Here is a 25,515-nt window from a genome sequence, read left to right on the forward strand (position 1 = left end):
AGACGGACTCCTTAGTTCATGCCGAGGAAGGTCGGCCACAGCGGGAAGATCAGTCCGAGGCCTTTGACGAATACCAGGTGGCTGAAGATCACCAGGCAGAAGCCGTTGACGACCGCGACCTTCCAGTTGAATTCGTGGCTGGCGTAGCTGCTGAGGACGACCAGGATCAGGATCGACACGTACACGCCCAGCGGACGCAGCAGGATGCCGAACAGCACCACGGAGCCCAGCACCAGCAGCGCGATCTTGAAATCGATGCCGGTGACCTTGGTTTCCTCGGCCTTCGGCGACAGCGCCGAGATGCCGATGACCGCGCCGAGCAGGGCCATGAGGATGCCCAGCCAGAACGGGAAGTAGCCGGGGCCCATCTTCGCGGCCGTGCCCATCTGGTAGTCCAGGGCGAATATCGCGAACAGGATGCCAAGGACGATGAACATCACCCCCGACCAGAAGTTTTGTTGAGACTGTATGCGCATTGGAAGTGGGCTCCTCTCTGACTTCACTTGCAAGGCGGGCATGTTATCGCAGGCCACGGAATAAAGAAGCAGTAATTGCGCGCAAGATCGTCGGGGTTTTCCCGAAAGTGGACGAAATAGCACACGGCGATGCAGCGCCGGCCGCAGTGTCGTTCAGTGGCCTGTCAGCGTTGACAGTTCTTATAGGGGTTTTCCTCGTGCAAGACTGGCCGCAGGCTGAATAGACCGGGCCATGGTCAGCCCGGCGAAAGGGGGGCGAAGAAGCGAGATGTCCTTGCACAACAACGAATTGAGAGGTATACCGCTGACTCCGCGCGAGCGCGAGGTGATGGCCTGGATGGTGCGGGGCAAGGCCAACAAGGTGATCGCCGGCGCACTGGGCATCTCGATCCGCACCGTCGAGGTGCATCGGGCCCGGCTGATGGCGAAGATGGGCGTGCGCAACGCGGTGGAACTGGTGGTGGCCATGCACGCGCGCGCATCCGCGGCGCCCGGCCGTCCCCCACCGTGGGCGACGCTGGCCGAGCCGCGCGACCCCGATCCATTCGACAACCCACCCTCCGAATAAATGGTGCTCCCTTCCAGGATGCGGCGGATCCGGCTCCGCCGGTCCGCCCGCATCGCCTTGAGGGGGTGCGGCCGAAGGCCGCGCGGGGGTGGGCTTTCCTTCCGGTCCGCCCGCATCCTGGGGGGCGCGAAGCGCGTAGGGGGCCTACTTCACCCTATGCGCGAACGCCTTGCGCAGCTTGGCCACTTTCGGCGTGATGACGTAGGCGCAGTACCCTTGCTGCGGGTGCCGCAGGTAGTAGTCGCGGTGATAGTCTTCCGCCGGCCAGAAATGCGCGGGCGGCAGCAGCTGGGTGACGATCGGCGCGCCGAACACGCCGCGGGCCTGCAGGTCGGCCATCACTTCCTGCGCGGCGTCGCGCTGCTGCGGCGTCTGCCAGAAGATGGCCGAGCGGTATTGCGGCCCTACGTCGTTGCCCTGGCGATCCATGGTAGTGGGATCGTGGGTGGCGAAGAAGATCTCCAGCAGGTCGCGGTAGCCGATCGCGCCCGGGTCGAAGGTGATCCGCGCCACCTCGATGTGGCCGGTGTCTCCGCTGCAGACCTGCTCGTAGCTCGGGTTGTCGACCTGGCCGCCGGCATAGCCCGGCTCCACGGTGAGCACGCCTTCCAGTTGCTGGAATACCGCTTCGACGCACCAGAAGCAGCCGCCGCCGAAGACCGCCTGTTCCATTTGCGACATGGCACTCTCCTTCCTATATGACTAACTTCGCACCCTAGCACCATCCAGGGCACAGCGGATCCGGCTCCGCCGGTCCGCCAGTGCCGCCCCTTGAGGGGCGCGCGAAGCGCGTAGGGGTGGGCCTTGCCGGGGCGCGCGAAGCGCGTAGGGGTGGGCCTTGCCTGGGCGCGCGCAGCGCGTAGGGGTGGGTCACTTCAGCGAAAGTATCCACTGGGCCAGCTGGCGAGCCTCGGCTTCCGTTACCTGGGTCTGCGCCGGCATCGGCACCGCGCCCCATTGGCGGATGCTGCCTTTGCGGATCGCCGTCTGCAGCTTGTCGACCGCGCCGGGGTCGCCGGCGAAGCGCTGGGCGACCGAGCGGTAGGCCGGCCCGACGCGTTTGGTATCGAGCTGGTGACAGCCGAGGCAGTTCTTGGACCTGGCCAGCTCGAGCCCGTCGCCGGTGCCGGCGGCGCGCGCTGCCGGCAGGCCGGCGGCCGTCGCCGCGCACAGCGCGGCAACCAGCGCGGCGCGCGGATGAAGCAGGTACGGCATGGTGATTCCGGAATGAACAGCGAACTCCGGCAGTCTCGCCCAGCGGCCGGGGGCGCGTCAAATCGGCGGGCCGCGGCGGGCTGTCACGCGGGCCGGGGTATGATCCCCGACTTCCACTCCGGAGAAGCTTGCGTCATGCTGGTCCACCCGCAGTTTTCCCCCATCGCGTTCCAGATCGGCCCGGTGGCCGTGCGCTGGTACGGCCTGATGTATCTCGTCGCCTTCGCGCTGGCATGGACGCTGGGCCGCTGGCGCATCCGCCACGGCAAGACCCCGCTTACGCTGCGCGACCTCGACGACCTGCTTTTCTATTGCGTGCTGGGCGTGGTGGTGGGCGGCCGCCTGGGCTACGTGCTGTTCTACAAGCCTTCGCACTACCTGGCGCATCCGCTGGAGATCTTCGAGGTCTGGCAAGGGGGCATGTCGTTCCACGGCGGGCTGCTGGGCGTGATCCTGGTCATGCTGGCCTTCGCCCGCGCCCGCGGCCGGCGGTTCTTCGAGATCGGCGACTTCGTCGCCACGCTGGTGCCGCTGGGGCTGGCCGCAGGCCGGCTCGGCAATTTCATCAACGGCGAACTGTGGGGCCGGCCGACCACCGTGCCGTGGGGCATGGTGTTTCCGCAGGCGGGCGACGGCATCCCGCGCCATCCTTCGCAACTGTACGAACTGGGGCTGGAAGGCCTGGCGCTGTTCGCGCTGGTATGGCTTTTCGCCCGCAAGCCGCGGCCGGTGGGGCAGGTGAGCGGGGTGTTCCTGATGGGCTACGGGGTGTTCCGCTTCATCGTCGAATACACCCGCGAGCCGGACAGCTTCCTCGGCATCCTGGCGGCCGGCTTCACGATGGGGCAGTGGCTGTCGCTGCCGATGATCGTGCTGGGCTTCGTCTTTTACGCGTGGAGCGCGCGCCGGCCGCCGGCCGGCGCGCAGGCCTGATCAGCGCGCCGGCGTCCCGATCAGATCGACCGTGCCGCGCACCGATACCGTGACGGTGGCCTTGCCGGCTTCGAGCGGCACGGCGTCGGCGGCCTTGGCTTCCATCGCCGAGGCCCGCATCGCGTAGGGGCGCGGCGGCTGGTAGACGGTGCCGCTGCCGCTCAGATCGAGCTGCCGGATGGCGTAGCCGCCGAAGCCGAAGGCACGGGCGGCGTCGTTGGCGCGGGCCTTGAAGGCGGCGGCCGCCTCGGCCAGCAGGCTGTGCTCTTCGGCCTCGCGCGCCTCGCGCGAGAGCGAGAACGCGACGTTGGACACCGCCATCAGCTTGCCCAGGTCGCCGGCCAGCGTGGAGGCGGCGACGAAGTCTTTCGATTCGAGCACCAGTTCGGCGCGGCCGCGCCAGCCGGTGATCTTGCCGTTGCGGTCGGTATTGGCCCAGATGCGGTAGCTGCCGGTGCGCGAGGTGACGCGGGTCTCGCGCTTGGCCTGGTTCAGCGCGGTCTCGACCAGCTTGTTCAACTGGTCGGCCACGCCGGCCTGGTCGCTGCCTTCGATCTCGTTGGCCAGCGTGATTTCGACCTTGTCCTGCGCGACGTCGCGCGCGGCGGAGGCTTCCAGCGACAGTTGCGGCAGCTCGGGCCGCGGCGGCGGGGGCGGCTGCTGGGCCGAGGCCGGCAGAGACAGCGCCGCTGCGCAGGCCAGGCCCGCCAGCGGCGCGAGGAAGTATCCGAGGGAAGGAGAAGGGCGTCGAGCCATGCGGTGTGGTTCCTGGTACGGAAGGCCGCGCCCCGCGCCGGGCGATGCCCGGCTACATCGCGAACGCGGTGTACGCTTTGTATAGCATGTAAGCGGCCAGCACGATCAGCACGTATGCAAACACCCGTTTCAGCGACTTGACGGGCAGCCGGTGCGCCACGTGCGCGCCGACCGGCGCCATCACCACGCTGGCCACCACCAGCACCAGCAGCGCCGGCCAGTAGATATAGCCCAGCATGCCGGGCCGGATGCCGTAGTGCTGGATGCCCGACCACACATAGCCGATGGTGTTGGCCAGCGCGATCGGAAAGCCCAGCGCGGCGGAGGTCGCCACCGCGTTGTGCAGCGGCACGTTGCACCAGGTCATGAAAGGAACCGATACAAAGCCGCCGCCGGCGCCCACCAGGCCCGACAGCAGACCGATGCCGGTGCCGGCCACCGAGGTGCCCACCGGGCCGGGCATCTGGCGCGAAGGCTTGGGCTTTTTGTCGATCAGCATCTGCATGGCCGAATAGCCGACGAACAGCGTGAAGAACAGGGCCAGCCAGCCGGTCTTGAGCACCGAGAAGATGGCGCCGCCGGCCAGCAGCCCGCCGATCACCAGCCCCGGCGTGAACTGCGCCACCAGGTTCCAGCGCACGGCGCCCTTCTTGTGGTGCGCGCGCACGCTCGACAGCGACGTGAACAGGATGGTGGCCATCGAGGTGGCGATGGCGGCGTGGACGACCAGCTCGGGATCCAGCTTCTGCCAAGTGAACGCCAGGGTCAGGAAGGGCACCATGATCATGCCGCCGCCGATGCCCAGCAAGCCCGCCGCGAAACCTGTCGCGGCGCCCAGCAACAACAATAGAACGATGAACAGCGGATCCATGCGGCGGCTCCTGCGGCTATAAAAAACGACCCGGACGCGTGTGCATCCGGGTCGTGGGATAGATCCCCGCATGTGCCGCTAGGCCGGCATCCTGAACCGGGGGTTCAAGGTGGTCGCGGTCAGCCTCGCTTCGGGTTCGTCTGACGGAGAGACGATCACGCCCGCGGGCAATTTCCACAACCTCATGCCATCAGCATGGGTCCAGAAAATATATGGCCAAACACGAACACTGCAGGGAAGCTTGATCATACAGGGTTTGCGCGCCGGGCTGGGCGGCGAACCCGTTCGATGTGCTTCGATACAACTCAGAAGAGCTTTTCTTGCGTGCCGAGCGTGTCGTCGATCACTCGGTTCATATCTTCGATTTTACGCTTGTAGTCGCCGACTGCAAGCTGCGACAGCGGGCCGTCGGGCGCGCGCGCGTTGAGCAGCTCGGTGGCCAGGTGCAGGGCCGCCATCACGGCGATGCGCTCGGTGCCGGTGATCTTGCTGCCGGCCTTGATCCGCTGCATGGTGCGGTCGACCAGCGTGGCGGCGGTCATCAAGGCTTCTTTTTCTTCGGGTTCGCAGGCCAGCGGGTATTCCCGGCCCAGGATGGTGACGTCAAGTCGTTCCATGCATGCTCCGGCGCTCGTCGGCCGCGGGATGGGGGGCGGCGATGGCGTTCTCGTCCTCGGCCTCGGAGGCGGGGTCGTCGGCCTGGGCGTCGTCTTCCTGCGCCGCTTCGGAGGGCGGCACCGGCAGGCGGGCGAGCACGGCGTCGACCCGCGACTGGGCGGTCTCCAGCGTGCCGTGCAGGCTGCGGATCTGGGCGTCGCGGCGGCCGATCTCCCCCTGCAGGGCGCGGTTTTCCGCGCGCAGGTCTTGCGTGAGCCGGGCCAGCTGGCGCAAACGTTGGGCGAGGTGGTCGAGATCTTCGATCATGGGCGTAATCGTAAACCATCCGCCGTTAAAAGCGCTGTAGGCGCCTGCATCGCTGTATCAATTGCTTGCAAGGGATCGCAGCGCCGCTGACGGCGGATTTTCAAAGCTCCAGATTGTCGATCAGCCGGGTGGCGCCCAGCTTGGCGGCGGCCAGCACGACCAGCGGCTCGCCGGCCTCGACCTGTTCCTGCGTGGGCGGCTTCAGGTCCAGCTGGCGGCGGATCGACACGTAATCCACTTTCCAGCCGCGGGCGCCGAGTTCGCCGCCGGCCTGCCGCTCCAGCGCTGCGACGTCGCGCTCGCCGCCGCGCAGGCGGGCCTGCACTTGCTGCAGCGCGGCGTAAAGGCGCGGGGCCTCGGCGCGTTCGTCGGCGTTCAGGTAAACGTTACGCGAAGACAGCGCCAGACCGTCGTCGGCGCGCACGGTTTCCTGCGGCACGATCTCGATCGGCAGCTGGAACTGGCGGCACATATTGCGCACGACCATCAGCTGCTGGTAGTCCTTCTTGCCGAACACGGCCACCCGCGGCTGCACGCAGGACAGCAGCTTGAGCACCACCGTGCAGACGCCGCCGAAGAAGCCGGGGCGGAATTCGCCTTCGAGGATGTCGCCCAGATCGCCCGGCGGCTGCACGCGGTAGTTCTGCGGCTCGGGGTACATTTCGCGCTCGTCGGGCGCGAACAGCACGTAGACGTTGCGGTCGCGCTCCAGCTTTTCGATGTCGGAGGCCAGCGTGCGCGGGTAGCGGTCGAAATCTTCGTTGGGGCCGAACTGCAGCCGGTTGACGAAGATGCTGGCCACCACCGGGTCGCCGTGGCGGCGCGCGGTGCCCATCAGCGCCAGGTGGCCTTCGTGCAGATTGCCCATGGTGGGCACGAACGAGACTCGGAGTTGGCCGCGCAACTGGTCGCGCAGTTCTTCGATGGTGTGGACGACCTTCATGGCGTGACGGTGCTCGCGTAGGTAATGCGGGACGAGGGGCGCATGCTACCGCAGCGGCGGCGGCGCGCCAAATCAGAGAGCGGCGGTTTCTTTGGCGGTAAAGCCGAGCCGGACGTAGATGGGGGCGTACGGTTCGGCCTGGGTGATATCGAGCAGCGATTCGCGCGCCAGTTCCAGCATCGCGATGAAATGGACCACGATCACCGCCGGGCCGGCGCCGGCGCGCACGCGTTCCATGAACAGCTCGGTGAACTCCATGTAGCGCACGCCCTGCAGGCGGCGCAGGATCTGGCTCATGTGGTCGCGCACGGAAAGCTCCTCGCGCGAGATGTGGTGGTGGGCGTTGAGCTTGGCGCGCTTGACGATCTCGGCCCAGGCGTCGCGCAGCTCCAGCGCGGTTACGTCGGGCAGCCGGCGCTCGGTGGCCTGCTCCAGCAGCACCTGGGCGCGGACGAAGTCGCGGCCCAGCTGGGGCAGCGCGTCGATCCGTTGCGCGGCCAGCTTCATCTGCTCGTATTCGAGCAGGCGCCGGACCAGTTCGGCGCGCGGGTCTTCCGGTTCTTCGTCGCTGTCGGCCTTGCGCACCGGCAGCAGCATGCGCGACTTGATCTCGATCAGCAGCGCCGCCATCAGCAGGTATTCCGCGGCCAGCTCGAGGTTGTGCTGGCGGATCTGGTCGACGTACGACAGGTATTGCCGCGTGACCTCCGCCATCGGGATGTCGAGCACGTTGAAGTTCTGCTTGCGGATCAGGTAGAGCAGCAGGTCCAGCGGGCCTTCGAAGGTCTCGAGGAAGACCTCCAGCGCGTCGGGCGGGATGTAGAGGTCTTGCGGCAGCGCGAACAGCGGTTCGCCGTACAGGCGGGCCAGCGCCACGCCGTCGACGGTGTCGGGCGTGCTGTCCACGGCAGGCTCCGCCAGCGCCGCCAGCCCGTCGCCGGCGCTAGCCGCCATGGCGGGCGGCGCGCCGGCGACGGGCCGGAAGGCGCGGTCGGATGCGAAGGCGCATGGGCCGGTATCAGTTGTCCGTCTGGTAGACGTAGGGTTTCTGCGGGACGCGGGCGGCCTTGAAGCCTTCGACCAGTTCCGGATCGATGGTTTTGTCCCACAGGCGGGCGCGGCCCTTGCGCTGTTCGGCCTCGAGCTGGGGGCGCTGCTTCTTCAGGTCCTGCAGGAAGCGGGTGATGTCGGATTCGTAGCTCTTTGCCATGGCTTACCTGTGACGTGCTTCGGCTTCAATGCGCGGCAGTTTACTGCATCGGTCAATGGATCCGCATCCCGGGTTGGGCGCCCGGGACCGGTTCGAGGATGTAGATGCCGGGCTGCGCCTTTTCGTCGGCGTGGCTGGCGGCCAGCACCATGCCTTCCGAGACGCCGAATTTCATCTTGCGCGGCGCCAGGTTGGCCACCAGCACGGTCAGCTTGCCGACCAGGTCTTGCGGGCGGTAGGCCGACTTGATGCCGGAGAAGACGTTGCGGTGGCGGCCTTCGCCCACGTCGAGCGTGAGCCGCAGCAGCTTGTCGGAGCCTTCGACTTCCTGGCAGTCGACGATGCGCGCGATGCGCAGGTCGATCTTGGCGAAGTCGTCGATGGTGATGACCGGCGCGATTTCTTCGCCGCCCGGCCTGGGCGCGGCGGGGGCCGGCGCGGCGGGCGGTTCGAACAGGGCGTCGAGCAGCTTCGGGTCGACCCGCTGCGCCAGGTGCTGGTAAGCGCCCACGCGGGTGGGCAGCACGGCGGCGTCGGTCCAGGCGAATTCGCGCTCGCCGCCGAACAGTTCCAGCGCCACGCGCCGGGCGAGCGCCGGCAGCACCGGCGCCAGCATGACCGACAGGGCCTTGAAGCCGGCCAGCGTGCGCGAGCAGATGTCCTGCAGCGCGGCCTTCTGCGCCGGGTCGGCGGCCGCGGCCTTGGCCATCACCCAGGGCTGGGCGGCGTCGAAGGCCTGGTTGATGCGGTCGGCGGCGGCCATGATCTCGCGGATCGCCTTGCCGTACTCGCGCGCCTCGAACGCGGCGCGCACGGAATCGGCGGTGGCCTGCAGGTCGGCCTGCATGGCGCTGGTGTCGCCGGAGTAGGCGAGCTCGCCGCCGAAGTGCTTGCCGATGAAATTGGCCGCGCGGCTGGCGATGTTGACGTATTTGCCGACCAGGTCGCTGTTGACGCGGGCGATGAAGTCGTCGGGGTTGAAGTCGACGTCTTCGACGTGGGCGTTGAGCTTGGCCGCCATGTAGTAGCGCAGCCATTCCGGGTTCATGCCCAGTTCCAGGTAGCGCAGCGGCGAGATGCCGGTGCCGCGGCTCTTGGACATCTTTTCGCCGCTGACGGTGATGAAGCCGTGCACGTTCAGGCCGTCGGGCGTCTTGCGGCCGGCGAACTTCAGCATGGCCGGCCAGAACAGGGCGTGGAAGTAGACGATGTCCTTGCCGATGAAGTGGTACTGCTCGGTGCCGCCGGCGGGGTCGAGCAGGGCGTCGAAATCGAGCCCGGCGCGCGCGCAGTAGGCCTTCAGCGAGGCCAGGTAGCCGACCGGCGCGTCCAGCCACACGTAGAAGTACTTGCCGGGGGCATCGGGGATCTCGATGCCGAAGTAGGGGGCGTCGCGGGAAATGTCCCAGTCGGCCAGCTTGCCTTCCTCGCCCAGCCATTCGCGGGTCTTGGCGTAGACCTCGGGCTGCAGCCGCGGGCCGCCGGCCGGGCGCTCGCCGCGGGTCCATTGCTGCAGGAATTCCACGCAGCGCGGGTCGGACAGGCGGAAGAAGAAGTGTTCGGAGCTTTTCAGCACCGGGGTGGCGCCGGTGAGCGTGGAATACGGGTTGCGCAGGTCGGTGGGGGCGTAGACCGCGCCGCACACCTCGCAGGAGTCGCCGTACTGGTCCTTGGCGCCGCAGCGCGGGCATTCGCCCTTGATGTAGCGGTCGGCCAGGAACATGCCTTTGACCGGGTCGAAGAACTGTTCGATGGTGCGCGTGTCGACCAGCCCGGCGTCGCGCAGGCGGCGGTAGATGGCCTGCGACAGCTCGGTGTTCTCGGCCGAGTCGGTGGAGTGCCAGTGGTCGAAGGCCACGTGGAAGCCGTTCAGGTACTGCGGGCGCTCGGCGGCGATGCGCGCCACCAGTTCGCGCGGCGCGATGCCTTCGCTTTCGGCCTTGAGCATGATCGGCGCGCCGTGGGCGTCGTCGGCGCAGACGAAGTGCACCGTGTGGCCCTGCATGCGCATCGCCCGGACCCAGATGTCGGCCTGGATGTATTCCATGATGTGGCCGATGTGGAAGGAGCCGTTGGCGTAGGGCAGGGCGGTGGTGACGAAGATCGTGCGCGGCATGGAAGGCGGAAAGAGGAGGCGGAGCCTGCTATTTTAGCCGGCTGGCCGGCCGTGCCGCCGGCGCCGTGCCGGGCGTTGCCGCGCCGGGCGCCGGATCGGGGCTGCGGTGGGCGGCGCGGCCGGCATGGCGCAGCATGTCGTACAGGGCGGCCGCGGCCGGCGCCAGCGGCCGGCCGTGGCGGGCGATCAGACCCAGCGTGCGGCTGACCCGCGGCTTGAGCAGCGGGACGCCCACCAGCGTGGGATGGGTGGTGAGCGGCAGCGCGAGCTTGGGCACGGCGGCCACGCCCAGGCCGGCCTCGACCAGCCCCAGCAGGGTCAGCACGTGGCTGACCTCGAACGCGCTCATCGCCCGCTTGCCGCTCTTGGCGAGCGCGGCGTCGATCAGCAGGCGGTTGCCGCTGTCCTTGTCGACCGTCATGAAACGTTCGCCGGCCAGTTCTTCCCATTCGACGCTGCGGCGCGCGGCCAGCGGGTGGTCGTTGCGCACGGCCAGCACGAAGTGCTCCCTGAAGATGGCCTTGAAGTCGACTTCGGTTTCCTGCGTGCCGATGAAGCTGATGCCGAAATCGGCGCGGCCGGAGATGACCGCATTGAGCACCGTGTTGGCGCCTTCGTCGATGACCTTGACGCGGATGCGCGGGTAGCGCGCCGAGAATTCGCGCAGCACCGAGGGCAGGAAGTAGTAGGCCGCCGACGGCACGCAGCTGACCGTGACCAGCCCGCTGCGGCGCGCGGCGAGATCGGAGACGCCGAGCACCGCGCCTTCCAGTTCGTCGAGCGCGGCGCGCGAGTGCTCCAGGAACATCCGGCCGACGTTGGTGAGCGCCACGTGGCGGGTGCTGCGGTCGAGCAGGCGCGCGCCCAGGATGCTTTCGAGTTTTTCGATGCGGCGGCTGAGCGCCGGCTGCGACAGGCTGAGGTCTTCGGCCGCGGCGCGGAAGCTGGAACGTTCGGCCACGGCGACGAAGGCCTGCAATTCCTGCAGGTCGAAATTGATGCGTGCCATGCATTAAATTATATAAGAATTGCAATTCACTTATTATCGCGGCCGGCGCAACATGCCGTCCCATGCAACGAACCATACCCTGTGTCTTCATGCGTGGCGGCACGTCGCGCGGCCCCTATTTCCGGGCCGACTGGCTGCCGCCCGACTCCGGCCGGCGCGACCGCGTGCTGCTCGGCGCGATGGGCTCGCCCCACGAATTGCAGATCGACGGGCTGGGCGGCGGCAACACGCTGACCAGCAAGGTCGCCATCGTCTCGCCGTCGACCCGGCCGGGCTGCGACGTCGATTACCTGTTCGCGCAAGTGTCGGTCGAGCAGGCGCTGGTCGATACGCGCCCGAATTGCGGCAACCTGTTGTCGGGCGTCGCGCCGTTCGCCATCGAGCAGGCGATGGTGCCGGCCGCCGACGGTTTCACCCGGGTGCGGATCTACAACGTCAATACCCGCTCGACCATCGACGCCGTGGTGCAGACGCCCGGCGGGCGGGTCGAGTACGAGGGCGATACGCGCATCGACGGCGTGCCCGGCTCGGCCGCGCCGATCCGGCTCGATTTCCTGGACGCGTGGGGCACGGTCACCGGCAAGGTGTTCCCCACGGGCAGTGCGACCGACGTCGTCGACGGCGTGCCCGCCACCTGTATCGACGCGGCCATGCCGCTGATGATCGTGGCCGCCGGCTCGCTGGGCCTGCGCGGCGACGAGACGCCCGACCAGCTCGATGCCGACGCCGGCATGCGGGCGCGGCTGGAGGCCCTGCGGCGCGAGGCGGGGCGCCGCATGGGGCTGGGCGACGTTGCCGACAGCGTGGTGCCCAAGCCGGTGCTGGTCAGCGCCGGCGGGCATCCCGGCCGCATCGTCTCCCGCTATTTCACGCCGCACCGCTGCCACCGCTCGCACGCCGTCACCGGCGCGATCGGCGTGGCGACGGCTTTCGTCACGCCCGGCACCGTGCCGTTCCGCCTCGGCGCGGCACATGGGCCGGGCACCCATCGGATCGAAGTGGCTCATCCTTCCGGCCGCATCGAGATCGACGTCGAACTGCGCGGCGAGGGGCCGTCGCAGGAGGTCGTCGGCGCGGGGCTGATCCGCACCGCCCGCAAGATCATGGAAGGCCAGCTGTACTTGCCCGCCCGGCTTTTCGAGGGCTGAACCCCGCGCCGCCGCATGGCGCGGCGGCATATCGCAACACCCGGCGCCGTCACGCTTCCCGCGGCGCCCACGAAACCATCGGAGACTCGAATGCAACGTTCCGAATGCCGACCATCGGCACTTTCCATGGCGCTGGCCGCGGCCGCGCTGGCTTGCGCCGCGGCTTCCGCGCAGGCCGCCTACCCCGAGCGCCCCGTGACCATCGTGGTGCCGACCGCGCCCGGCGGCGGCAACGACGCCTTCGCCCGCGTGCTGGCGCAGAAGATGGGCGAAAGCCTCAAGCAGACCGTGGTGGTCGTCAACAAGGCGGGCGCCCAGGGCGCCATCGCCAGCGAATTCGTGGCGCACGCGCCGGCCGACGGCTATACGTTGCTGTTCGGCTACATCGCCACGCACGGGATCAATCCGGCGCTGCAGAAGCTGCGCTACGACCCGGTGGCCGATTTCGCGCCGGTCGGCATGCTGGCCAGCTCGCCCACGCTATTGGTGGTGTCGGCGGCCTCGGGCATCGATTCGGTCAAGCAACTGATCGAGCGCGGCAAGACGCAGCCCGACACGCTCAGCTATGCGTCGGCGGGCGCCGGCACGGCTCCGCACGTGACGGCCGAGCTGTTCAAGCTCGCCACCGGCACGCAGATGCTGCACATTCCGTACAAGGGCTCGGCGCCGGCGATGGCCGATACGCTGGCCGGCACCACGCAGGTGATGTTTCCCAGCCTGTTCAGCGCCTATCCGCACCTTGGCTCGGGCAGGATCAAGGCGCTGGCGCTGGCCGGCGACAAGCGCTCGGACGTGCTCAAGGACGTTCCCACGCTGGAGGAACTGGGCGTCAAGGGTGTCAGCGTGCCGCAGTGGTACGCCCTGTTCGCGCCGGCCGGCACGGACGCGGCGGTCGTCGGCCTGCTGAACCGGCATCTGAACGCCGCGCTGCGCGATCCGTCGGTGATCGAGAAATTCAAGGAAAACGGCGCCGACACCCAAAGCAGCACGCCGGCCGAGCTGGGCGCGTTCGTGAAGAGCGAAGTGGCGCGCTGGCGCAAGGTAGTCGAAGCCGCGCACCTAAGCGCAGACTAACCTTCCCTCCCGGCACCGCGGCAACGAACTGCCGCGACGAATGCCTCCGCGCCGCCCCCTCCAGGATGCGGCTGATCCGGCTCCGCCGGTCCGCCCGCATCGCCCCCTGGGGGGCGCGCGTAAGCGCGTAGGGGGATCAGATCTCGCGGACTTCGACGTCGATTACGTCGGCGGGCTTGGGGCGCAGGAAGACGGGGGCGTTCTTGCGGGGCGGCGCGCCGGCCCCGGGCGAGGCGCCCGTGCCGGGGGCCGGGCCGCGGCGCTGCCAAGGCGCGCGGCGGAAGATTTCGATCGTGGCCGGCTTGCCGGCCAGCCGGGCCAGCAGGTAGACGACGCCGAACGCCACCGCGGTCGAGACGATGAAAACGGCCGCCATCAGCATGCCGGCCAGCGCGACGGCGGCGACGATGACGGTGCGGAACAGTTTCGAGAATGTATCAGCCATGTCTATTGGGGCATTGCCTGCCGTGGAAGTTCCTGGGGGACGGATCAATCGGGTTCGTCCAGGAGTTCAGGGATGACGACGCGGGTCGCCAGGACCTTGTCGACGCGCTTGCCGTCCATGTCGACGATCTCGAAGCGCCAGCCGCCCCATTCCACCTGCTCGGCCGTGCGGGGGATGCGGCCCAGCAGCAGCATGATCATGCCGGACAGGGTGTGGTAGCTCTCCGATTCGCCCTCGGGCATGTCTTTGATGCCCAGGCGGTCGGCCAGCTCGTGGGTGTCGATCAGGCCGTCCAGCAGCCAGGAGCCGTCGTCGCGCCGCACGGCCGATGATTCGCCGGGCGCGGCGGTGGTGTGGAATTCGCCCACGATGGCTTCCAGCACGTCGCGCAGCGTGACCAGGCCCTGCACGTCGCCGTATTCGTCCACCACCAGCGCCGTCTGGGTGCGCGCGTTGCGGAAGTTTTCCACCAGTTCGGTGCCGGTCAGGGTTTCCGGCACGTACAGCACCGGCGCCAGCCGGCTGGTCAGGTCGAACGGCGCGCCGGCCAGCGCGCGCGCCAGCAGCTCCTTGGCGCTGATGAAGCCGATCACGTCGGACAGGTCGCCCCGGCACACCGGGAAGCGCGAGTGCTGGGAGGTTTCGATCTTGGCCTTCGACACTTCGGGCGGGTCGGTCACGTCCAGGTAGACGATGTCGGAGCGCGGCACCATCAGCGACGACAGCTTGCGCTCGTCCAGGCGGAACACGTTGCGCACCATCTGCTGCTCGGCCTGCTCGAAGATGCCGGCGGTCGTGCCCTGGGCCATCAGGACCTGGATTTCTTCCTCGCTGACGATGTGTTCGTCGTTCTCGCGCGCGCCCAGCAGCCGCAGCAGGGTGTCGGTGGCCAGCGACAGCAGCCTGACGAAGGGGGTGGCGACCCACGACAGCACTCGCATCGGCGCGGCGATCAGGCCGGAAATCGTTTCCGCGTGCATCTGGCCCAGGCGCTTGGGCACCAGTTCGCCGATGACGATGGACAACAGCGTGATGGCGATCACCACCAGCGTCAGCGCCAGCCCGCCCGACCACGGGGCCAGCGCGGGAACGTGGATGCGGATCCATTCGGCCAGCGGCTGGGCCAGCGCGCCCTCGCCGACGATGCCGGTCAGGATGCTGATCGAGGTGATGCCGATCTGCACCGTCGACAGGAAATGGGTGGGGTGTTCGGCCAGTTCCAGCGCGGCCCGCGCGCGGGCGTCGCCTTCCTCGGCGCGCTGCTGCAGGCGCGAGCGGCGGGCGGTGACGACGGCGATCTCGCTCATGGCGAACACGCCATTGGCGATGAAAAGGACCAGAAGAAGAGCGATTTCCATGGAAAAGGCCGCGCCGGGTGGGGGTTTTCGCGGCCTGGTGTTGGCAATGTTTCCCAGCATAGCCGACGCCGGGCGCTTCGCCCAACCTCGGCCGCGCGGTATTGGCCCGCATCGGCCCGCGGCGCGCCCGGCACACATTCGAAAACAATCCCGTCCGGGCCGGTAGTCGGCGGCCGGGCGGCGCATCCGCTATGCTTGCGGAATCGTCCAATGGCGCAGGAATGGCGGGAAGTCTGCATGAGTTTGTCAGTCGAACAGGTAAAAGAGGCGCTGCGGCGCGTGGTCGATCCCGATACCGGCAGGGATCTGCTGGCGGGGGCGACCGTTCGCAACGTGAAATCGGAGGGCAGCCTCGTCAGCGTCGAGCTCGTGCTGGGCTATCCGCCCGGCCCGCGGGCGCAGGCCCTGCGCGCCCAGGCCGAGGCCGCGCTGGCGGCGGCCGGCGCCGGTGGCGCCCGGGTCCAGCTGGACTGGAAGGTGGCCGCGCACGCGGTGCAGCGCGGCGTGCAGCTGCTGCCCGGGGTCAAGAACATCATCGCGGTGGCCTCCGGCAAGGGCGGCGTGGGCAAGAGCACCACAGCGGCCAACCTGGCGCTGGCGCTGGCGGCCGAGGGCGCCAGCGTGGGCGTGCTGGACGCCGACATCTACGGCCCCAGCCAGCCGGCCATGCTCGGCATCACCGGCCGGCCGCAGTCGCTGGACGGCAAGACGATGGAGCCGATGACCGGCCACGGCCTGCAGGCCAGCTCGATCGGCTTCATGATCGACGCCGACACGCCCATGGTGTGGCGCGGCCCGATGGTCACGCAGGCGCTGGAGCAGCTGCTGCGCCAGACCAACTGGCGCGAGCTGGACTACCTGGTGGTCGACATGCCGCCCGGCACCGGCGACATCCAGCTCACGCTGGCGCAGAAAGTGCCCGTGACCGGCGCGGTCATCGTCACCACGCCGCAGGACCTGGCCCTGCTCGACGCCCGCAAGGGGCTCAAGATGTTCGAGAAGGTTGGCATCCCCATCCTGGGCATCGTCGAGAACATGGCGATCCACGTCTGTTCCAACTGCGGCCATGCCGAGCACATCTTCGGCGAAGGGGGCGGTCAGCGCATGGCCAACGACTACGGCGTCGACTATCTCGGCGCGCTGCCGCTGGACATGCGGATCCGCCAGCAGGCCGATTCCGGCACGCCCACGGTGGCCGCCGATCCCGACGGCGACCTGGCCGCCGTCTACCGGGCCATCGCCCGCCGCCTCGCGGTGAAGGTGGCGGAACAGGCGCGCGACATGAGCAGCAAGTTCCCGACCATCGTCGTGCAGAACACGTGAGCCGTTTCCGCCGCATCGCCTCCGCCCGTGCCGCGCGCCTTGCCGGCCTGCGGGCGGCGCGGTGGTTGGCGCTGGCGCTGGGGGTGGGCTGGGCCGCGGCCGGATGGGCGGCGCGGCCGTCGGTGCAGATCGCCGCGCAGGGCCTGCCCTCCGGCGTGCTGGACGCGGTGAGCAAGGCGGTGCAAAGCGTGGCCGCGCTGGCCGAGGACGAGGACGGCGGCGAGGCGACCCGGTTGCGGCGCCGGGCGCGTACCGCGGCGGTGGACGCGCTGGCCACCGAAGGGTATTTCTCGCCGCAGGTCGAATTCGGCGAAGGCGGCGACCCGGCCACCGCATGGGACATCCGCATCGACCCTGGGCCGCGCACCGTGATCGAAGCGGTCGATTTGCAATTTACCGGCACGCTGGCCGGGCCGGATTTCGCTGCGCGGGCCGACGAACTGCGCCGCGGCTGGGGGCTGGCCGAAGGCGCGCCGTTCCGCAACGAGGCCTGGGAAAACGCCAAGCGCACCCTGCTGGATGCGGCCGGCGCCGTCGATTTCCCGCTGGCGCGGCTGGTCGAGACCTCGGCCGACGTCGATCCGCAGCGGGCCAGCGCGCGGCTGCACGTCAAGCTCGACAGCGGGCCGGCGGTGCGCTTCGGCCAGGTGGAGGTGCGCGGCCTGAAGCGGGTGCCGGAGGGCGTGGTAGAACGCTATGTGCGAGTCCAGCCCGGCCAGCGCTACGACCGCGACCGCATGGTGGAGTGGCAGCAGGAGCTGACCGCCACGCCGTTCTTCAGCGGCGCCCGGCTGCAGCTGGACCAGCGCGGCCTGGCGCCCGCCCCCGCCGAGGAAGTGCCCGGCCTGATGCCCGAATCGATGGAAAAAGCGCGCGAGACCGGCACAGCGCCGCCGTACCAGGGGCCGCCGGAGGTGACGCTGCCGATCCTGGCCAGCGTGACCGAGTCGCGGCCGCGCCGCATGAGCGTGTCGCTCGGCGTCGATTCCGAGGCCGGCCCGCGTGTGGAGTCGGTCTACCGGCAGAACGTGGTGGCGGGCTATCCGGTGGAGCTCGAAACCGGCGGCCGCCTGGACCGCCTGCGCCAGCTGGGTTATGCCGATATCCACTTGGCGCCAGATCCCGCCGGCCACCAGGACAGCTTCGGCGTGCTGGCGCAGCATTCCGACATCGAAGGGCTGGACGTGCACCGGCTGGCGGTGGGCGCGATCCGCGTCTATACGCGCAAGCCCACCGATCCGGGCAAGCGGGTGGAGTACGAAACCCGGCTGGGCTCGCGGCTGGCCAGGGAGCACGTGAAGATCGACGGCGTGGAGTCGTACGACTCCACCACTGCCACCGGCACGATCGAATGGCTGCGGCGCGACGTCAACGATAAATACGATCCGCGCGAAGGCAATCTGATCGCGCTGGGCGCCGGCCTGGGGACCGAACTGGACGGCAGCAACCGCTTCGGCCGGCTGACCGCGCGCGGGCAGTACTGGTGGTCGCTGTCGCCGCGCGACGTGCTCACGGTGCGGGCCGAAATCGGCAAGCTGTGGGCCGTCGACGTGCTGCGGGTGCCAGACGATTTCGCCTTCCGCACCGGCGGCGCGCGCTCGGTGCGCGGCTACCGCTACCTGGGCCTGGGCCGGCACGTGGGCGACGCGATACTGGGCGATGCCACGCTGGCGGTGGCCAGCATCGAAGGCACGCATTATTTCAACGAGCGTTTCGGCGGCGCGCTGTTCGTCGACACCGGCAACGTGGCGCCGTCGTTCGGGCAAATGAAACTCGCCACCGGCGTCGGCGCCGGGCTGCGCGTGCGCACGCCGGCCGGGCCGCTGAACCTTGACGTGGCCTACGCGGTGCGCGACAAGGGCGTGCGCCTGAATTTCTCGCTCGGGATCGCATTCTGATGGACAGCCGGCGCACCGATCCGCCATCTCCTGCCGCCGTGCGGCCGGCGCGCCGCCGGCGCCGCTGGCTGTGGCTGCTGCCGCTGCTGGTTGTCGTGGTGGCGGTGGCCGCGGTGGCGGCCGCGGCCTGGGTCGCGGCCACCCCATCGGGCACCGCGTGGGCGCTGCGCACGGGGCTGGCGCTGGCCGGCGCCGGCAGCGGCGCCGAGGGCGTGCGGGGCACGCTGGCCGACGGCCTGGAGATCGACCGGCTGACGGTACGCACGCCAGGCGCCGACGTCGACGGCGAGCGGCTGCGCGTGGAGGTGGCCTGGAGCGCGTTGTGGGGGCGCCGGCTGCACGTGCTGGACTTGTCGGCCGGCCGCCTGCGGGTGGACGTCCGCCCGTCGGACGATGCCGGCGGGGGGCCGCCGGCATCGCTGGGGCTGCCGCTGGAGATCGACGTCGACCGGCTGGCGATCGGCACGCTCGATATTGCCACCGGCGGCACGCCGCTGCCGGTCGCGCTGAGCGGCATCGACCTGCGCGCCGCGCTCGGCCCGCAGGGGCACCGGCTGCTGATCAACGGCCTGCACGCGGCCGGCCCGCAGGCCGAGGCCTCGGCGCGCGGCGAACTGCGGCTGGGCGCCGCATCGCCCTTCCCGGTCGGGCTCGACCTGAGCCTGGACGGTCGGCAGGCCGACCGCGCGTTCGCGCTGCAGGCCGAGGGCAGCGGTTCGCTCGAAGACCTTGCGCTGCAGCTGCGCGGCGACGGCGCGGGCGTGGGGCTGGATGCCCGCGCCCGGCTGGCGCCGCTGGCCGGCTTTCCGCTGCGCACGCTGCAGCTGCGGCTGCGCGGCATCGATCCGTCGGCGTGGGCGTCCGGCGCGCCGCATGCGCGGCTGGACCTGACCGCAGACCTGGGCACGGTGGACCAGGCCAACGCGCCGGGCGCGGCCGGCGCGGGCCAGGTGCTGCATGGGACTTTCGCATTGTCCAACGCCGACCCGCTGCCGATCGACCGCGGCGGGGTGCCGGTGGCGCGCGTGGCGGGCACGCTTGATCTGCCGGCCGATACCCGCGTGGACCGGGTCGACGTGTCGTCGCTCGACATCATGGCGGCCGGCGGCGGCCGCCTGCGCGGCGACCTGGCCTGGAGCCGGCCGGATCCGGCTGACCCGGTCGGCACGCTGCAGGGCCGGCTCACCGCCACCGACATCGATGCTTCGCGGCTGCATGGCGCGGCCGTGGCCACGCGCCTGTCGGGGCCGATCGCGTTCACGGCCGATGCCGGCAGCCAGCAGGTCGATGCCAAGTTGTCGGAGGCGGGGCGCGAGCTGCCCTTGTCGCTGGCGCTGTCGGCGCGGCTGCAGGATCAGCGGCTGACCGTTTCGCGCGCCGACCTGGAGGCCGGCCCGGCGCGGGCGCATGCCACCGGCGAACTGGCGCTCGACGGCGATCGCGATTTCTCCGCCCAGCTGCGGCTCGACCGCTTCGACCCGGCGCGCCTGGCGCCCGGCGCGGGCCTGCCGCCGGCCAGCCTTTCGGCGTCGGCCACCGCACGGGGGCGCTTGTCGCCGGCGCCGGCCGGCTCGGTGGCGCTGTCGGTGGATCCGGGCAGCCGCTGGAATCGCGAGCCGCTGGGCGGCAAGGTGGATCTTGCCTTTGCCGGCGACCGGGTGGAGCGGATCGATGCGGCGCTGACGGCGGGCGACAGCCGGCTGCGGGCTGACGGCGCCTTCGGCCGGCCAGGCGACCGCCTGCGCTTCGACCTGGCCGCGCCGCGGCTGGAAGCGCTGTGGCCCGGGCTGGCGGGGCGGCTCGACGCCAAGGGGGAATTGGGGGGCACGCCGGCCGCGCCGTCCATGGCGGCGACGATCGACGCCGGCGACCTGGCGGCGCCGGGTGGAATCAAGGTCGGCAGCGTGCGCGGCACGATCGACGTCGGCATGGCCGGAGGTGCCGCTGGCGGCGCGGCAGGCGCTACGGCACGTGGCAGGCCAGGCAGCGCGCCGGCCGGCCTGGCGCAGGCGCCGGTCGAAGTCGACCTGACGATCGGCGACGTCAGCGTGAGCGCCGCGCCGCAGGCGGTGATGCGCGAGGCGCGGGTCCGCGCCGATGGCACGATGGCCAGCCATCGCGCGACGGTCGACGCCGAATTCGTGCCGGCCGACGGTTCGACCCACGCCACGCTGGCGGTGGCCGTGGCCGGCGGCTGGACGGGCGCCGCCGGCCGCCAGCCGGCAGGCTGGCACGGCACGCTGGAGAAATTCGACGCCAGCCGCCCGCCGTTCGGCATCGCGCTCGACGCGCCGATGACGGTCTCGCTGGTGCCGGCCGCGCCGTCGCCGGCCTGGCAATGGGAGGCCGGCGCCGCCCGCTTCACCGCCCGCCTGCCCGAAGGGCGCACCGGCAGCCTGGTGCACGACGGTTCGCGCGGCGGCGCGCAAGGCTGGGAGACGCGCGGCCGCGCCGAAGGCCTGGCCTGGGCGCCCGACCTGCTGCACGACGTGGTGGCCGGCGCCAAGCCGCCGCCCGATTCGGTGCTGCTGTTCGACGGCGACTGGGACCTGGCCTTCCGCGGCGCGCTGCGCGGCACCGCCCAGCTGCGCCGGCACGGCGGCGACCTGTGGCTGCCGGGCACGCCGCCCGCGCCGCTCGGCCTGCGCACCGCCGCGCTCACGCTGCGCGCCACGCCCACCGGCGCGGCCGGCCGCAGCCGGGTGACGGTGCAGGGCGAGATCGACGGCGAGCGCGTGGGCCGCGTGCGGATCGACGGCGAGGCCGGGGTGGCGGCCGACGGCGGCGCGCTCGGGCTGGACCCCGACGCGCCGGCCTTCGCCGACGCCGACATCGACATGCGCGACATCAGCTGGGCCGAGCTGTTCGCCGGCGACGCCAACGAGATCGGCGGCCGCATTGCCGGCAAGGCGCACGTCGAGCGCCGCGGCGGCCAGTGGCACGCCACCGGCGCCATCACCGGCGACGGCCTGCGCATGGTGCGCATCGACGACGGCGTGCGCCTGCTGGACGGCACCCTCAAGGCCACGCTGGAGGACGACCGGCTCGTGCTGGATTCGCTGCGCTTCCCGTCGGTGATCAGGGTGCGGCCGCGCGACTCGCGGGTGGTGGCCTGGCTCGACGGCAGCGGGCAGGGCGGCCGGCTGGAAATGACGGCCGACTGGCGCCTGTCGGCCGGCGCAGGGCATGCCACGGTCAACGCCGACCGCTTCCCGCTGATCCAGCGCGCCGACCGTTTCGTGGCCGGCTCGGGCCGGATCGACATGGACCTGGCTCCCGGAAAAATGCGGATCGCCGGCCAGCTCGAGGCCGACGCCGGCTGGATCGACCTCGGCACCGAGGCGCCGGCCACGCTGTCGAGCGACGTGTACGTGGCGCAGCCCGGCGACGACGCCCCGCGCGCCAAGCCGCTCGGCATCGACATCGACGTGGGCGCCAGGCTGGGCAACCGCTTCTACCTGCGCGGCTATGGGCTCGACACCCAACTGACCGGCCAGTTGCGGGTGACGGGAAGCGGCGGCGAGCTGATGGCCGCCGGCCGCGTCAGCACTCGCGGCGGCCGCTTCGACGCCTACGGCCAGACGCTGACGGTGCGGCGCGGCGTGATCACCTTCCAGGGCCCGATCGACGACCCGCTGCTCGACATCGTGGCGCTGCGCGTCGGCCCCCAGGTGGAGGCCGGCGTGCAGGTCAGCGGCACCGCCCGCCATCCGCGCATCGCGCTGATCTCCGAGCCCGAGGTGAGCGACGTCGAAAAGCTGTCGTGGCTGCTGCTGGGCCGAGGCCCGGACGAAGGCGGTGGCTCGGCCGACGCCACGCTGCTGCTCGGCGCGGCCACCTCGCTGCTGGGTTCGGGCGACAGCGAGCCCTTGTCGCGCCGGCTCGGCGTGGACGAGATCGGCGTGCGCTCGGGCAACGTCGGCTCGACCCGCGGCCTGCTGCCCGAGCGCACCGTGGCCGGCAGCAGCACCACCTCGACCACGCAGCAGGCCAGCCAGTTCTTCATCATCGGCAAGCGCCTGTCGAACGCGGTGTACGTAAGCTTCGAACAGGCGCTGAGCGGCCGCGACGGCGTGGTGCGGGCAAGCTACCAGCTGACCCGCCGCCTGTCGGTGGTGGCCAAGGGCGGAACGCTGACCGGGCTGGACTTGCTCTATTACGTATTTTTCGACGATTGACGGCCCGGGCGCGCCCGGCGCCGTCGCATTACGACGCTACAATCGCAGCCTTCGCTTTCCCTTTCGCCACTTTTTTCCGCATTTGCCGAGGCCTGCCCATGAGCATCAAGAGCGATCGCTGGATCCGCCGCGCCGCTGCCGCCGGCATGATCGAACCGTTCGAGGCCGGCCAGGTACGCGCCACGGGCGGCGGCAAGATCGTCAGCTACGGCACCAGCAGCTACGGCTACGACGTGCGCTGCGCCGACGAATTCAAGATCTTCACCAACATCAATTCCACCATCGTCGACCCCAAGGCCTTCGACGAGAAATCGTTCGTCGATTTCAAGGGCGACGTGTGCATCATCCCGCCCAACTCGTTCGCGCTGGCGCGCACGGTGGAGTACTTCCGCATCCCGCGCAGCGTGCTGACCATCTGCCTGGGCAAGAGCACCTACGCGCGCTGCGGCATCATCGTCAACGTGACGCCGCTGGAGCCCGAATGGGAAGGCCACGTCACGCTGGAGTTTTCCAACACCACGCCGCTGCCCGCCAAGATCTACGCAGGCGAAGGCTGCGCGCAAATGCTTTTCCTCGAAAGCGACGAAGTCTGCGAGACCTCGTACAAGGATCGCGGCGGCAAGTACCAGGGGCAGCAGGGCGTCACGCTGCCCAGGACTTGACGCCTTCCTTCACTCCGGCAGCACAGGAGCGTCCATGAAATTCCGTTTTCCCGTCGTCATCATCGACGAAGATTTCCGTTCCGAGAACGCGTCGGGCCTGGGCGTGCGCGCGCTGGCCGCGGCGCTCGAGGCCGAGGGCATGGAAGTGCTGGGCGTGACCAGCTACGGCGACCTGTCGTCGTTCGCGCAGCAGCAGAGCCGGGCCAGCGCCTTCATCCTGTCGATCGACGACGAAGAATTCGGCGCCGGTTCGCCGGAAGACGTGGCCAACGCGGTCCACAAGCTGCGCGCTTTCATCGGCGAACTGCGCTTCCGCAATGCCGAGATTCCGATCTACCTGTACGGCGAAACGCGCACCTCCAGGCACATCCCGAACGACATCCTGCGCGAGCTGCACGGCTTCATCCATATGTTCGAGGACACGCCCGAGTTCGTGGCGCGCCACATCATCCGCGAGGCCAAGAGCTACCTGGACTCGCTGCCGCCGCCGTTCTTCCGCGAACTGGTCAAGTACGCGCAGGACGGCTCGTACTCGTGGCACTGTCCGGGCCACTCGGGCGGCGTGGCGTTCCTGAAGAGCCCGGTGGGGCAGATGTTCCACCAGTTCTTCGGCGAGAACATGCTGCGCGCCGACGTCTGCAACGCGGTCGACGAACTCGGCCAGCTGCTGGACCACACCGGGCCGGTGGCGGCCTCGGAGCGCAACGCGGCGCGCATCTTCAACGCCGACCACTGCTTCTTCGTCACCAACGGCACCTCCACCTCGAACAAGATCGTCTGGCACGCCAACGTGGCGCCGGGCGACGTGGTGGTGGTGGACCGCAACTGCCACAAGTCGATCCTGCACGCCATCATCATGATCGGCGCGGTGCCGGTGTTCCTGCGGCCCACCCGCAACCACCTGGGCATCATCGGCCCGATCCCGCTGGAAGAGTTCAAGCCCGAGAACATCCGGAAAAAGATCGACGCCAACCCGTTCGCCGGCAAGAGCAACCGCCGGCCGCGCATCATGGCGCTGACGCAGAGCACCTACGACGGCGTGGTCTACAACGTGGAAACGATCAAGGCCACGCTGAACGGCGCGATCGATACGCTCCATTTCGACGAGGCGTGGATCCCGCACGCGGCCTTCCACGACTTCTACAAGAACATGCACGCCATCGGCAAGGACCGCCCGCGCAGCAAGGACGCGGTGGTCTACGCCACCCACTCCACGCACAAGCTGCTGGCCGGGCTGTCGCAGGCCTCGCAGATCATCGTGCAGGAGTCCGAGAGCCGCACGCTGGACCGCCACATCTTCAACGAAGCCTACCTGATGCACACCTCGACCTCGCCGCAGTACGCGATCATCGCGTCGTGCGACGTGGCCGCGGCGATGATGGAGCCGCCGGGCGGCACCGCGCTGGTGGAGGAGAGCATCCTGGAAGCGCTCGACTTCCGCCGCGCGATGCGCAAGGTGGAGGAAGAATTCGGCGCCAGCGACTGGTGGTTCAAGGTGTGGGGCCCCGACGAGCTGGTGGCCGACGGCATCGGCGAGCGCGAGGACTGGATCCTGAAGTCCAACGACGAGTGGCACGGCTTCGGCGACCTGGCCCCGGGCTTCAACATGCTGGACCCGATCAAGGCCACCATCGTCACCCCCGGGCTCGACATGGCCGGCAACTTCGGCCAGACCGGCATCCCGGCCTCGATCGTGACCAAGTTCCTGGCCGAGCACGGCGTGATCGTGGAAAAGACCGGGCTGTATTCGTTCTTCATCCTGTTCACCATCGGCATCACCAAGGGCCGCTGGAACACGCTGCTGACCGCGCTGCAGCAGTTCAAGGACGACTACGACAAGAACCAGCCGATGTGGCGCATCCTGCCCGAGTTCTGCCACGACTACCCGCAGTACGAGCGGGTCGGGCTGCGCGACCTGTGCACCCGCATCCATGACATGTACCGTACCCATGACGTGGCGCGCGTGACCACCGAGATGTACCTGAGCGACATGCAGCCGGCGATGACGCCGGCCGACGCCTACGCCAAGATGGCGCACCGCGAGATCGAGCGGGTCGAGATCGACGACCTGGAAGGCCGCATCACCAGCGTGCTGCTGACGCCGTATCCGCCCGGCATTCCGCTCTTGATCCCGGGCGAGCGCTTCAACCGCACCATCATCAACTACCTGCGCTTCGCGCGGCAGTTCAACGCGCAGTTCCCCGGCTTCGGCACCGACATCCACGGCCTGGCCGAAGAGATCGGGCCCGACGGCGCGCGCCGGCACTATGTCGATTGCGTGAGGGTATGACCACCCCTACGCGTCTGTGCGCGGCCCCTCAAGGGGCGACGCTGGCGGACCGGCGGAGCCGGATCCGCGGCGTCCTGGGTCGAGCTGCACCGCACTCGCGCGGCGTGCGTCGTGCGAG

Annotated in this window: 23 protein-coding genes and 1 other RNA gene; 9 read left to right on the forward strand and 15 right to left on the reverse strand. The window is 69.6% G+C overall.

Annotated features, from left to right (window positions below; translation table 11 throughout):
- Window positions 1–11 precede the first annotated feature (11 nt).
- Entirely contained in the window at window positions 12–476 is a 465-nt protein-coding gene (locus ABD927_RS13075; RefSeq protein WP_345250076.1) for a tripartite tricarboxylate transporter TctB family protein, read from the reverse strand.
- A 268-nt stretch (window positions 477–744) separates the two neighbouring features.
- On the opposite strand from ABD927_RS13075, the gene ABD927_RS13080 reads away from it, so the two are divergent.
- Window positions 745–1,044 carry a response regulator transcription factor gene (locus ABD927_RS13080; protein WP_345250078.1) on the forward strand — a complete coding sequence of 100 codons (300 nt, stop codon included), beginning with the start codon at window positions 745–747 and terminating at the stop codon, window positions 1,042–1,044.
- Between the two features lie 144 nt (window positions 1,045–1,188).
- Here the strand turns inward: ABD927_RS13080 and msrA are convergent, their stop codons facing one another.
- Together msrA and ABD927_RS13090 are read right to left on the reverse strand one after the other, a co-directional pair.
- The gene (gene msrA, locus ABD927_RS13085) at window positions 1,189–1,725 is read right to left on the reverse strand and encodes a peptide-methionine (S)-S-oxide reductase MsrA (protein ID WP_345250080.1); all 537 of its coding nucleotides are present in this window, start codon (window positions 1,723–1,725) and stop codon (window positions 1,189–1,191) included.
- Between the two features lie 189 nt (window positions 1,726–1,914).
- Window positions 1,915–2,259 (reverse strand): c-type cytochrome, encoded by a 345-nt coding sequence (locus tag ABD927_RS13090; protein WP_345250082.1) that lies wholly within the window; start codon window positions 2,257–2,259, stop codon window positions 1,915–1,917.
- 135 nt (window positions 2,260–2,394) lie between these two features.
- Between ABD927_RS13090 and lgt the strand changes: the two genes are divergently transcribed.
- The gene (gene lgt / locus ABD927_RS13095) at window positions 2,395–3,192 is read left to right on the forward strand and encodes a prolipoprotein diacylglyceryl transferase (protein ID WP_345250084.1); all 798 of its coding nucleotides are present in this window, start codon (window positions 2,395–2,397) and stop codon (window positions 3,190–3,192) included.
- Here the strand turns inward: lgt and ABD927_RS13100 are convergent, their stop codons facing one another.
- The 10 genes from ABD927_RS13100 to ABD927_RS13145 form a co-directional block, all read right to left on the reverse strand.
- Entirely contained in the window at window positions 3,193–3,948 is a 756-nt protein-coding gene (locus tag ABD927_RS13100) for an SIMPL domain-containing protein (protein WP_345250086.1), read from the reverse strand.
- A 52-nt stretch (window positions 3,949–4,000) separates the two neighbouring features.
- Entirely contained in the window at window positions 4,001–4,819 is an 819-nt protein-coding gene (locus ABD927_RS13105) for a sulfite exporter TauE/SafE family protein (RefSeq protein ID WP_345250088.1), read from the reverse strand.
- A gap of 59 nt (window positions 4,820–4,878) precedes the next feature.
- A non-coding RNA gene (gene ssrS / locus ABD927_RS13110) (6S RNA) lies at window positions 4,879–5,060 on the reverse strand.
- Window positions 5,061–5,124: 64 nt separating this feature from the next.
- A complete protein-coding gene (locus ABD927_RS13115) occupies window positions 5,125–5,436 on the reverse strand; it encodes a cell division protein ZapA (RefSeq protein WP_345250090.1) in 312 nt (103 codons plus the stop codon).
- Window positions 5,423–5,743 (reverse strand): hypothetical protein, encoded by a 321-nt coding sequence (locus ABD927_RS13120; protein WP_345250092.1) that lies wholly within the window; start codon window positions 5,741–5,743, stop codon window positions 5,423–5,425. The genes ABD927_RS13115 and ABD927_RS13120 overlap by 14 nt, the downstream gene beginning before the upstream one ends.
- Before the next feature lie 100 nt (window positions 5,744–5,843).
- Window positions 5,844–6,686: a pantoate--beta-alanine ligase gene (gene panC, locus ABD927_RS13125; protein WP_345250094.1), complete on the reverse strand. Its 843-nt coding sequence runs from the start codon at window positions 6,684–6,686 to the stop codon at window positions 5,844–5,846.
- A 72-nt stretch (window positions 6,687–6,758) separates the two neighbouring features.
- Window positions 6,759–7,640, reverse strand: a complete 882-nt coding sequence (locus tag ABD927_RS13130; RefSeq protein WP_345250096.1) for a segregation and condensation protein A — start codon at window positions 7,638–7,640, stop codon at window positions 6,759–6,761.
- 64 nt (window positions 7,641–7,704) lie between these two features.
- On the reverse strand, window positions 7,705–7,896 hold the full coding sequence (locus ABD927_RS13135) for a DUF3460 family protein (RefSeq protein ID WP_345250098.1): 192 nt from the start codon (window positions 7,894–7,896) through the stop codon (window positions 7,705–7,707).
- A 52-nt stretch (window positions 7,897–7,948) separates the two neighbouring features.
- Window positions 7,949–10,012 carry a methionine--tRNA ligase gene (gene metG, locus ABD927_RS13140; RefSeq protein ID WP_345250100.1) on the reverse strand — a complete coding sequence of 688 codons (2,064 nt, stop codon included), beginning with the start codon at window positions 10,010–10,012 and terminating at the stop codon, window positions 7,949–7,951.
- Between the two features lie 28 nt (window positions 10,013–10,040).
- Window positions 10,041–11,021, reverse strand: a complete 981-nt coding sequence (locus ABD927_RS13145; protein ID WP_345250103.1) for a LysR family transcriptional regulator — start codon at window positions 11,019–11,021, stop codon at window positions 10,041–10,043.
- Between the two features lie 62 nt (window positions 11,022–11,083).
- On the opposite strand from ABD927_RS13145, the gene ABD927_RS13150 reads away from it, so the two are divergent.
- A complete protein-coding gene (locus ABD927_RS13150; RefSeq protein WP_345250105.1) occupies window positions 11,084–12,169 on the forward strand; it encodes a 4-oxalomesaconate tautomerase in 1,086 nt (361 codons plus the stop codon).
- Between the two features lie 90 nt (window positions 12,170–12,259).
- Complete coding sequence (locus tag ABD927_RS13155) at window positions 12,260–13,243, forward strand: Bug family tripartite tricarboxylate transporter substrate binding protein (protein WP_345250108.1); 984 nt, start codon at window positions 12,260–12,262, stop codon at window positions 13,241–13,243.
- A gap of 136 nt (window positions 13,244–13,379) precedes the next feature.
- Here ABD927_RS13155 and ABD927_RS13160 read toward each other — a convergent pair whose 3' ends face one another.
- Window positions 13,380–13,688 (reverse strand): hypothetical protein, encoded by a 309-nt coding sequence (locus ABD927_RS13160; protein WP_345250110.1) that lies wholly within the window; start codon window positions 13,686–13,688, stop codon window positions 13,380–13,382.
- Window positions 13,689–13,732: 44 nt separating this feature from the next.
- Window positions 13,733–15,046: a hemolysin family protein gene (locus ABD927_RS13165; protein WP_345250112.1), complete on the reverse strand. Its 1,314-nt coding sequence runs from the start codon at window positions 15,044–15,046 to the stop codon at window positions 13,733–13,735.
- A gap of 237 nt (window positions 15,047–15,283) precedes the next feature.
- On the opposite strand from ABD927_RS13165, the gene apbC reads away from it, so the two are divergent.
- The 5 genes from apbC to ABD927_RS13190 all read left to right on the forward strand — a co-directional run bounded on the left by apbC (window position 15,284) and on the right by ABD927_RS13190 (window position 25,397).
- Window positions 15,284–16,369 (forward strand): iron-sulfur cluster carrier protein ApbC, encoded by a 1,086-nt coding sequence (gene apbC / locus ABD927_RS13170; RefSeq protein ID WP_345250114.1) that lies wholly within the window; start codon window positions 15,284–15,286, stop codon window positions 16,367–16,369.
- Window positions 16,366–18,267 (forward strand): autotransporter assembly complex protein TamA, encoded by a 1,902-nt coding sequence (locus ABD927_RS13175; RefSeq protein ID WP_345250116.1) that lies wholly within the window; start codon window positions 16,366–16,368, stop codon window positions 18,265–18,267. The genes apbC and ABD927_RS13175 overlap by 4 nt, the downstream gene beginning before the upstream one ends.
- Window positions 18,267–22,445, forward strand: coding sequence for a translocation/assembly module TamB domain-containing protein (locus ABD927_RS13180; protein WP_345250118.1), 4,179 nt, complete (start codon window positions 18,267–18,269; stop codon window positions 22,443–22,445). The genes ABD927_RS13175 and ABD927_RS13180 overlap by 1 nt, the downstream gene beginning before the upstream one ends.
- A gap of 98 nt (window positions 22,446–22,543) precedes the next feature.
- Entirely contained in the window at window positions 22,544–23,107 is a 564-nt protein-coding gene (gene dcd / locus ABD927_RS13185; protein ID WP_345250120.1) for a dCTP deaminase, read from the forward strand.
- Window positions 23,108–23,141: 34 nt separating this feature from the next.
- On the forward strand, window positions 23,142–25,397 hold the full coding sequence (locus ABD927_RS13190; protein ID WP_345250122.1) for an Orn/Lys/Arg family decarboxylase: 2,256 nt from the start codon (window positions 23,142–23,144) through the stop codon (window positions 25,395–25,397).
- Window positions 25,398–25,515 lie beyond the last annotated feature (118 nt).

This window comes from Pigmentiphaga soli (assembly GCF_039541095.1).
GTDB lineage: Bacteria > Pseudomonadota > Gammaproteobacteria > Burkholderiales > Burkholderiaceae_B > Pigmentiphaga > Pigmentiphaga soli.

What these genes read in the sequence shown, in the direction of transcription:
- ABD927_RS13180 (WP_345250118.1), top strand. Translation starts at nt 18,267, where the DNA reads ATGGACAGCCGGCGCACCGATCCGCCATCTCCTGCCGCCGTGCGGCCG.
- dcd (WP_345250120.1), top strand. Translation starts at nt 22,544, where the DNA reads ATGAGCATCAAGAGCGATCGCTGGATCCGCCGCGCCGCTGCCGCCGGC.
- ABD927_RS13100 (WP_345250086.1), bottom strand. Translation starts at nt 3,948, where the DNA reads ATGGCTCGACGCCCTTCTCCTTCCCTCGGATACTTCCTCGCGCCGCTG.
- apbC (WP_345250114.1), top strand. Translation starts at nt 15,284, where the DNA reads ATGAGTTTGTCAGTCGAACAGGTAAAAGAGGCGCTGCGGCGCGTGGTC.
- ABD927_RS13155 (WP_345250108.1), top strand. Translation starts at nt 12,260, where the DNA reads ATGCAACGTTCCGAATGCCGACCATCGGCACTTTCCATGGCGCTGGCC.
- lgt (WP_345250084.1), top strand. Translation starts at nt 2,395, where the DNA reads ATGCTGGTCCACCCGCAGTTTTCCCCCATCGCGTTCCAGATCGGCCCG.
- ABD927_RS13160 (WP_345250110.1), bottom strand. Translation starts at nt 13,688, where the DNA reads ATGGCTGATACATTCTCGAAACTGTTCCGCACCGTCATCGTCGCCGCC.
- ABD927_RS13115 (WP_345250090.1), bottom strand. Translation starts at nt 5,436, where the DNA reads ATGGAACGACTTGACGTCACCATCCTGGGCCGGGAATACCCGCTGGCC.
- msrA (WP_345250080.1), bottom strand. Translation starts at nt 1,725, where the DNA reads ATGTCGCAAATGGAACAGGCGGTCTTCGGCGGCGGCTGCTTCTGGTGC.
- ABD927_RS13075 (WP_345250076.1), bottom strand. Translation starts at nt 476, where the DNA reads ATGCGCATACAGTCTCAACAAAACTTCTGGTCGGGGGTGATGTTCATC.
- panC (WP_345250094.1), bottom strand. Translation starts at nt 6,686, where the DNA reads ATGAAGGTCGTCCACACCATCGAAGAACTGCGCGACCAGTTGCGCGGC.
- ABD927_RS13105 (WP_345250088.1), bottom strand. Translation starts at nt 4,819, where the DNA reads ATGGATCCGCTGTTCATCGTTCTATTGTTGTTGCTGGGCGCCGCGACA.
- ABD927_RS13145 (WP_345250103.1), bottom strand. Translation starts at nt 11,021, where the DNA reads ATGGCACGCATCAATTTCGACCTGCAGGAATTGCAGGCCTTCGTCGCC.
- ABD927_RS13130 (WP_345250096.1), bottom strand. Translation starts at nt 7,640, where the DNA reads ATGGCGGCTAGCGCCGGCGACGGGCTGGCGGCGCTGGCGGAGCCTGCC.
- ABD927_RS13135 (WP_345250098.1), bottom strand. Translation starts at nt 7,896, where the DNA reads ATGGCAAAGAGCTACGAATCCGACATCACCCGCTTCCTGCAGGACCTG.
- ABD927_RS13190 (WP_345250122.1), top strand. Translation starts at nt 23,142, where the DNA reads ATGAAATTCCGTTTTCCCGTCGTCATCATCGACGAAGATTTCCGTTCC.
- ABD927_RS13165 (WP_345250112.1), bottom strand. Translation starts at nt 15,046, where the DNA reads ATGGAAATCGCTCTTCTTCTGGTCCTTTTCATCGCCAATGGCGTGTTC.
- ABD927_RS13090 (WP_345250082.1), bottom strand. Translation starts at nt 2,259, where the DNA reads ATGCCGTACCTGCTTCATCCGCGCGCCGCGCTGGTTGCCGCGCTGTGC.
- metG (WP_345250100.1), bottom strand. Translation starts at nt 10,012, where the DNA reads ATGCCGCGCACGATCTTCGTCACCACCGCCCTGCCCTACGCCAACGGC.
- ABD927_RS13120 (WP_345250092.1), bottom strand. Translation starts at nt 5,743, where the DNA reads ATGATCGAAGATCTCGACCACCTCGCCCAACGTTTGCGCCAGCTGGCC.
- ABD927_RS13150 (WP_345250105.1), top strand. Translation starts at nt 11,084, where the DNA reads ATGCAACGAACCATACCCTGTGTCTTCATGCGTGGCGGCACGTCGCGC.
- ABD927_RS13080 (WP_345250078.1), top strand. Translation starts at nt 745, where the DNA reads ATGTCCTTGCACAACAACGAATTGAGAGGTATACCGCTGACTCCGCGC.